At 62.6% G+C, this 8106-nt stretch carries 3 protein-coding genes; all 3 read left to right on the plus strand.

From position 1 onward, the window contains the following. Positions 1–113: 113 nt before the first annotated feature. The 3 genes from ACFVSI_RS21385 to ACFVSI_RS21395 are packed head-to-tail and all read left to right on the plus strand — an operon-like array spanning position 114 to position 7658. Positions 114–2198, plus strand: a complete 2085-nt coding sequence (locus ACFVSI_RS21385; protein ID WP_387828290.1) for an alpha-1,4-glucan--maltose-1-phosphate maltosyltransferase — start codon at positions 114–116, stop codon at positions 2196–2198. Beyond that, positions 2198–3994: a maltose alpha-D-glucosyltransferase gene (treS, locus tag ACFVSI_RS21390; RefSeq protein WP_387828293.1), complete on the plus strand. Its 1797-nt coding sequence runs from the start codon at positions 2198–2200 to the stop codon at positions 3992–3994. Before ACFVSI_RS21385 ends, treS begins: the two co-directional genes overlap by 1 nt. 1 nt (position 3995) lies before the next feature. Continuing rightward, positions 3996–7658: a 1,4-alpha-glucan branching enzyme gene (locus ACFVSI_RS21395; protein WP_387828295.1), complete on the plus strand. Its 3663-nt coding sequence runs from the start codon at positions 3996–3998 to the stop codon at positions 7656–7658. Positions 7659–8106: the final 448 nt, after the last annotated feature.

An 8106-nucleotide genomic window follows, 5' to 3' on the forward strand; every position in this document is an offset into this window, starting at 1 on the left:
AACTGACTCACATGGCAGTCGGAACAGGATCGGGTTTCTTTTAGGTAAATGTCATCTTGCGTCGAATAGAAACCTCGTTTGCTTAGCATTCTGTGATTTTTCTCGCTAACGTCATGGTTGTGACGAAAACTGCGCGAACCACCACCGTTCTGAAATCCAAGACGACAACGGACATCACCGACGGACTTCGCTTCGGCCGGTTTCCCATCACGGCCGTGCAGCCTGTGGTGGAGGGTGGCCGTTTCTCGGCGAAGGCCTTGCCTGGAGAGGACCTCGTGGTTGGCGCCACGGTCTTCCGGGAAGGGCACGACCAGCTGGGCGTCTCCGCCGTCCTGCTTGACCCCAGGGGCAAGGAGCGCCAGCGCGTGCGGCTGGCCCCGGCCCAGGGCGAGCAGTGGAAGGGCCTTGACCGCTGGGAGGGTCTGATCACCCCCAGCGGCACAGGTGCGTGGTCGTTCGTCATCGAGGCTTGGCATGACCGCTACGGCACATGGCACCACAACGCCGAAGTGAAGGTCGCCGCCGGCATCGACGTCGAATTGATGCTCGCCGAAGGTGCGGCCCTTCTGTCGGGAGCAGCCGACGACGCCGGACGCACCGGCGCTGAAAAGCGCACCCTGCGTGCCGCTTCCGTCGCGCTCGCCGACACCACCAAGTCTGCCGAGGAGCGCCTTGGCGCCGGTTTCAGCCCCGAGGTGCTTGCCGCCGTCGAGCGTTTGCCGATCCGCGAACTGGTGACCGTCTCGGAGCAGTTCCCGTTGCAGGTTGAACGGGATCTGGCGGGCCGCGGTTCCTGGTACGAATTCTTTCCGCGGTCCGAAGGTGCCGTGCTGGATCACTCCACGGGTGTGTGGACCTCCGGCAACTTCCGCACGGCGGCCAGGCGGCTCGACGCCGTGGCGGAGATGGGCTTCGACATCATCTACCTGCCGCCCATCCACCCGATCGGCTTCCAGCACCGCAAGGGTCGCAACAACACCTTGACGCCAGGGCCCCAGGATCCGGGCTCGCCGTGGGCCATCGGTTCCAAGGACGGCGGCCACGATGCCATCCACCCCGAGCTGGGAACGTTCGAGGACTTTGACGCTTTTGTGGCAAGGGCCAACGAGCTCGGCCTCGAAGTGGCCCTGGACCTGGCATTGCAGGCAGCTCCGGACCACCCCTGGGTAACGTCCAACCCCGAATGGTTCACCACGCGCGTGGACGGTTCGATCGCCTACGCCGAAAATCCTCCGAAGAAGTACCAGGACATCTACCCCCTGAACTTCGACAACGATCCCGTGGGCCTGTCCAAGGAAATCCTGCGCATCGTGCAGTTGTGGATCAGCCACGGGGTCAAGGTCTTCCGCGTGGACAACCCCCACACCAAGCCCGTGTGGTTCTGGGAATGGCTGATCGGGAAGATCAACAAAAAGAACCCCGAGGTTGTGTTCCTGGCGGAGGCCTTCACACGTCCGCCCATGATGCACGCCCTGGGCCGTGCTGGATTCCAGCAGTCCTACACGTACTTCACCTGGCGGAACACCAAGGCAGAGCTCGAAGAGTACTTCTACGAGGTCAGCCATGTGAGCCCGGCGTATTTCCGGCCGAACTTCTTCGTCAACACCCCGGATATCCTCACCGAGTACCTGCAGTACGGCGGCCCGGCGGCCTTCAAGATCCGTGCCGTCCTTGCCGCGACAGCCAGCCCGCTGTGGGGTGTCTACGCCGGCTACGAGCTGTACGAGCACGTGGCACGGCCCGGTGCCGAGGAGTACATCGACAACGAGAAGTACGAGTACAAGGCCCGGGACTGGGAAGGCGCTGCCGAGTCCGGACGTACGCTGGCCCCATACATCACCCGGCTCAACACCATCCGCAAGGACCATCTGGCGTTGGGCGACCTGCAGAACCTGACCATCCACCGCAGCACGGATGACGCAACGATCGTCTATTCGAAGCACAAGACGTTGCCCGATGGCACCAAGGACACCTTGATCATCGTGGTCAACGTGGATCCGCACAGTACCCGCGAAAGCACAGTGTCGCTGGACCTTGCGGCACTGGGGCTCGATGCGGCCGACCTCAATGAGAACGGACAGTTCCGCGTGGATGACCTCATCAGCGGCCAGAGCTGGTGGTGGGGGGAACACAATTACGTCCGCCTGGATGCGCACGTTGAGCCGGCACACGTCCTGAGCATCAGGAGGCAGCCTTAGTGAGTTTTTCCCCGCAGAATCCCAGCCAGTACTTCACTCCGAAGAACACCTTCGAGTTGAATGCCCCCGGTCTCCAGCATGATCCGCTCTGGTACCGCAAGGCAGTCTTCTATGAAGTACTGGTGCGGGCTTTTGCGGACGCCAACGGGGATGGTTCCGGCGATTTCCAAGGATTGATCGACAAACTGGATTACCTCCAGTGGCTGGGCGTCGATTGTCTCTGGCTGCCGCCGTTCTTCCATTCCCCGTTGCGCGACGGCGGCTACGACATTGCCGACTACACGTCCGTCCTGGATGAATTCGGTACCATCAGCGACTTCAAACGGCTGGTTGCCGAGGCCCACGCCCGTGGCGTACGGGTCATCATCGACCTTCCTTTGAACCACACTTCGGACCAGCATCCGTGGTTCCAGGAATCCCGGAAAGATCCCACGGGACCCTACGGCGATTTCTACGTGTGGAGTGACACGGACGAGAAATACCAGGACGCCCGCATTATCTTTGTCGACACCGAAGAATCCAACTGGACGTTCGATCCCATCCGGCGGCAGTTCTTCTGGCACCGGTTCTTCAGCCACCAGCCGGACCTGAACTTCGAGAACCCCAAAGTCATCGAGGCCCTGTACGACGTCATCCGTTTTTGGCTGGACCAAGGCATCGACGGTTTCCGCGCTGACGCCATTCCCTACCTTTTCGAGGAGGAAGGGACCAACTGTGAGAACCTGCCGGCGACCCACACGTTCCTCCAGGACCTCCGCCGCATGGTGGACGAGAACTATCCGGGCAGGGTGATCATCGCCGAGGCCAACCAGCCGCCGCACGAAGTGGTGGAGTACTTCGGCACCGACGACGCCCCCGAATGCCATATGGCCTTCCACTTCCCGATCATGCCCAGGTTGTACTACGCCCTCCGGGACCAAAAAGCTGCGCCCATCATTGAGACGTTGCGGGACACTCCGGAGATTCCACGCGGCGCTCAGTGGGGAACCTTCCTGAGGAACCACGATGAACTGACCCTTGAGATGGTCGCTGCCGAGGAACGTGCCGCAATGCTCGGATGGTACGCGCCGGATCCCCGCATGCGGGCCAACATCGGTATTCGTCGTCGCTTGGCACCGCTACTGGACAACTCCCGCTCTGAGATCGAGCTCATCAATGCGCTGTTGCTGTCCCTGCCCGGCAGTCCCTTCCTGTATTACGGGGACGAGATCGGCATGGGCGACAACATCTGGCTCGATGACCGCGACGCCGTCCGCACGCCCATGCAATGGAACCCCGACCGCAACGCGGGATTCTCCTCTGCGGACCCGGGCAAGCTGTACCTTCCGGTGATCCAGTCGCTGGTCTACAACTTCAGTATGGCCAACGTCGAGGCCGAAGCGGCGCATTCCGGTTCCCTGCTGCGGTGGACCCGGCAGATCCTCAGTGTCCGCAAGAACCATCCCGTGTTTGGCCTGGGCGGGTTCCGCCACATCGAAGCTGATCATGAGGTGGTGCTGGCCTACGTCCGGGAGCTGCCGGCGGGAAACCCGGAAGGCGCGGACGCGGAAACCATTCTGTGCGTCTTTAACCTTTCCCAGCACCCGGTGGCGGCAACGTTGGATATTCCCGAGTTCGCGGGCCGCGGCCTGCGCGATATTTTCGGCGGCCAGCCTTTCCCGGCCGTCGGTGACAACGGTCATCTGACCGTGATGCTGGGCAGCCACAGCTTTTACTGGCTGCGGGTCCGCTCGGCATTTTCCAATCCCTCGTCGCCTTTTACCCAGGCGATTCCAGTGGTGACCTCCAAAGGATGAGATGAACAAGGAAAACTTGAACCCCTCCGTTGAAGGACTTCTCCGGGCTTGGCTTCCCGGCAAACGTTGGTTCCCGGTCAAGAGTCCCGACTTTGCGCTGGAGCAAGTGGGCAGCTTCCGGCTTCCAAGTGGCGGCGACGCCGAATTGGAGGTCCTGCTGCTGGCCGTCACCCACAGGACGGCCGACGGCGGTCCGCGGACCGACGTCGTGCAGGTACCGCTGAGCTTCCACAGCCAGCCGCTGGTTGACGCGCCGACGGCGCTCCTGGGAGAGATTACGGATCCTGGCCTTCGCCTGGTGTACGACGCCGTCTACGATCCCGGATTTATTTCGGCCTGGCTGCAACTGATGCGCAGCGAAGGAGCCGTGGCTTCGGTCCAGGGCCACCTCACCCACGGTCGCGTTCCCCTCCCGGAAAACCCGGTGTCCGTGCGGGTCCTGTCCGGTGAGCAGTCCAACACCTCCGTCATCATCGACGACGGCGAGTCGGCCGCGATCGTGAAAATCTTCCGCGTCCTCTCGGCAGGCAAGAACCCGGAAGTGGAGCTGGGCGCCGCCCTGACAGCCGCGGACACCCGCGAGGTTCCCGCGACGTTGGGGTGGATCACGGGCTCGTGGCATGAGCCGGCGTCGAAAGCCAATGGGGACGAGTCCATTGCGGAGGCAACCGGTGAGCTGACGGTTGCGCACGAATTCCTGCTCGGTGGCCTGGACGCTTGGCGTCTGGCTGTTGACGCGGCGGCGGCCGGCAAGGATTTCACGGACGAAGCCCGTGGACTTGGAAAGGCCACGGCCACGGTCCACGCCAGGCTGGCGAAGACCTTTGGCACCCACGATGGCCAGGAGCAGGGCTCCGACATCATCGCGACCCTTGCCCGGCGTGTCCGGCAGTCGTGGGCTGAGGCGTCAACCGCCGTCGGGCCTTATGACGCAAGTCTTGAAGAGCTGCTGTCGGCGCTCGATCCGCGGTCCGTGGGCCAATTGCAGCGTATCCATGGAGACCTCCACCTGGGCCAGATCCTGCAGGTTCCCGGCGCAGCGGGGGAGCCGGGCCGCTGGGCCATCCTGGACTTCGAGGGTGAGCCGCTTCGGACGATCGATGAGCGCAACAACCCCGACCTTCCCTTGCGGGACGTCACCGGCATGTTGCGCTCGTTCGACTACGCAGCCGGGGCCGCCATTCGGGAAAACCCGGAGGCGCAGGTGCCGGAAAACTGGGTGGATGACTGCGCCGCAGCCTTCATCGAGGGGTACAGCGACGTCACCCCTGGAACCATTGACCGCCAGTCGCCGCTCTTTGTGGCATTGTGGCTGGACAAGGCCTTATACGAGGTGGTGTATGAGCTGCGTAACCGGCCCGACTGGTTGTCGATACCGGTGAACGCATCGCGACAAATCCTCGACAACACAAGCCGCGGCAAGCATGCGGCAGCAACAGCGGAAGGTAATGACATGACTGGCTCAGCACGTACCGAACGGCCCCGAGTTCCCCTGCACGTGGACTCCGAGACCTTGGAACGCGTGGCGGCCGGCGCTTACCACGCGCCGCATTCGGTCCTCGGTGCCCACCTCGATGACCACGGCCATGTAACCATCAGGACGGTGAAGCACCTGGCCAAGACCGTCACGGTAGTTACCGAAGCCGGCCGGACCCCCATGGAGCACGAATCGCACGGTGTGTGGACGGCGGTCCTCGAACCGCTTCAGGCCGGGCATGTGCCGGACTACCGTCTGGAAGTGGTGTACGACGCCGAACCCGTCACCATCGATGACCCGTACCACTACCTGCCTACCGTGGGCGAGGTGGACCTCCACCTGATCGGTGAGGGCCGCCATGAACGGCTGTGGGATGTCTTGGGAGCGCACGTCCAGCACTACCGTTCCTCGCTGAGCGCCGTGGACGGTGTTTCCTTTGCGGTTTGGGCTCCCAACGCCCAGGCTGTACGCGTAAAGGGTGACTTCAACGGCTGGGATGGCCGTTCACATGGCATGCGGTCCCTTGGCTCCTCCGGGGTCTGGGAGATCTTCATCCCGGGCGTTGTAGCAGGGGCGTGCTACAAATACGAGATCCTCACCAAGTCCGGCCACTGGGTCGAGAAGGCTGACCCGCTGGCATTCGGAACCGAGGTACCTCCGCTGACGGCATCGCGCGTAGTAGACCCCAGCTACCGCTTCAAGGACGCGGAGTGGATGGCGGCCCGCGCCAAGAAGGATCCGCACAACTCGCCGATGAGCGTCTATGAAGTCCACCTGGGCTCCTGGCGCCTGGGCCTTGGCTACAAGGAACTCGCCAAGGAACTCGTGGAGTACGTGAAGTGGCTCGGCTTCACCCACGTAGAGTTCATGCCCGTCGCCGAACACCCCTTCGGTGGGTCCTGGGGTTACCAGGTGACGTCCTACTTTGCGCCGACGTCACGCTTCGGTCACCCGGATGAGTTCCGGTTCCTGGTGGACTCGCTCCATCAGGCGGGCATCGGTGTCCTGCTCGACTGGGTTCCTGCCCACTTCCCCAAGGACTCCTGGGCGCTGGCACAGTTCGACGGCCAGCCGCTCTACGAGCATTCAGACCCCGCACTGGGAGAACACCCTGACTGGGGAACCCTGATCTTCGACTTCGGACGCAGCGAGGTCCGGAACTTCCTGGTGGCCAATGCGCTGTACTGGCTCGAGGAGTTCCACGTCGACGGCCTCCGTGTGGACGCTGTGGCCTCCATGATCTACCTGGACTACTCCCGTGAAGAAGGCCAGTGGCGCCCGAACAAATTCGGCGGGCGGGAAAACCTGGAAGCGATCTCCTTCATGCAGGAAGTCAACGCCACGGTCTACAAAACCCATCCGGGCGCAATCGTCATCGCCGAGGAGTCCACGGCATTCCCCGGTGTTACGGCACCTACCAACCACGGCGGACTGGGCTTCGGCTTGAAGTGGAACATGGGCTGGATGCATGACTCCCTCAAGTACATTTCCGAGGACCCCATCAACCGCAAGTGGCACCACGGCACCGTCACCTTCTCCCTGGTGTACGCGTTCACTGAGAACTTCCTCCTGCCCATCAGCCACGACGAGGTTGTTCACGGCAAGGGTTCCATGCTGCGCAAGATGCCGGGCGACCGTTGGCAGCAGCTGGCCAACCTCCGTGCCTTCTTCGCCTACCAGTGGTCGCACCCAGGCAAGCAGCTCATCTTCATGGGCAGCGAGTTCGGCCAGGAAGCCGAGTGGTCCGAGCAGCACGGACTTGACTGGTTCCTTGCGGACATCCCCTCGCACCGCGGCCTGCAGCTCCTGCTCAAGGACCTCAACGAGGTCTACTCATCTACGCCTGCCCTTTACGAGAAGGACAACGACGCCAGTGGTTTCCAGTGGATCAACGGCGGAGATGCCGACCACAACGTCCTCACCTTCATCCGCCGGGGCAACGACGGCAAGCCCCTGGTGTGTGCGGTGAACTTCTCCGGCGGTCCGCACCACGACTACATCCTGGGTGTTCCGTCAGCAGGCGAGTGGACGGAAGTACTGAACACGGATGCCGAATCCTATGGAGGTTCCGGGGTGATCAACTCCGGCACCTTGAAGGCCACGACGCCGGGAACCGACGGGCAACCGGCTGCGCTGTCCGTCACGCTCCCGCCGCTCGGAGCCACATGGTTCAGCCCGGCTGAGTAACCGACGCTCGCTCACGTTCCCCGGGGTTGGTTCGATCGCTCGCTCACGTAATTGCCCCTTTCCAGTAACGCTCCTTCACCGTGGTGGAGGAGCGCTACTGGTTAAGCGTTCGACGGCGGACCCCGGCTGCGGCGTTTGGGTTCCGAACGGCGCCAGAAGCCAGGACCACACTGCCGGGTTACCTGGCCGGATTGGCCGGGAACCATCCCGCCGACTCGGGGCTTTGCCAACCCGGCAGAGTGTGTGTATAGTTAATACCCGCGCTGCTCCCCAGTGGAGGGCGGTGATGCTGACAAGAACCCGCAGGGAAAATCAAGTCCAGCTCGCCGATTTGACCCGGAGGCAGACAGCGTGTAAGTTTGAAAAGTTGCTTCGGAGCGATCCAGTGGCCCTGTGGGGTTGGTGGTGGTGCCGGTAGTGTCTGTTGTTTGAGAACTCAATAGTGTGC

The sequence above is a fragment of the Paenarthrobacter sp. NPDC057981 genome (genome assembly GCF_042886835.1).
In the GTDB taxonomy this organism is placed as follows: domain Bacteria; phylum Actinomycetota; class Actinomycetes; order Actinomycetales; family Micrococcaceae; genus Arthrobacter.

Excerpts from the sequence above, each read along its gene's own strand:
- ACFVSI_RS21395 (WP_387828295.1), top strand. The coding sequence starts at position 3,996 with ATGAACAAGGAAAACTTGAACCCCTCCGTTGAAGGACTTCTCCGGGCT.
- ACFVSI_RS21385 (WP_387828290.1), top strand. The coding sequence starts at position 114 with ATGGTTGTGACGAAAACTGCGCGAACCACCACCGTTCTGAAATCCAAG.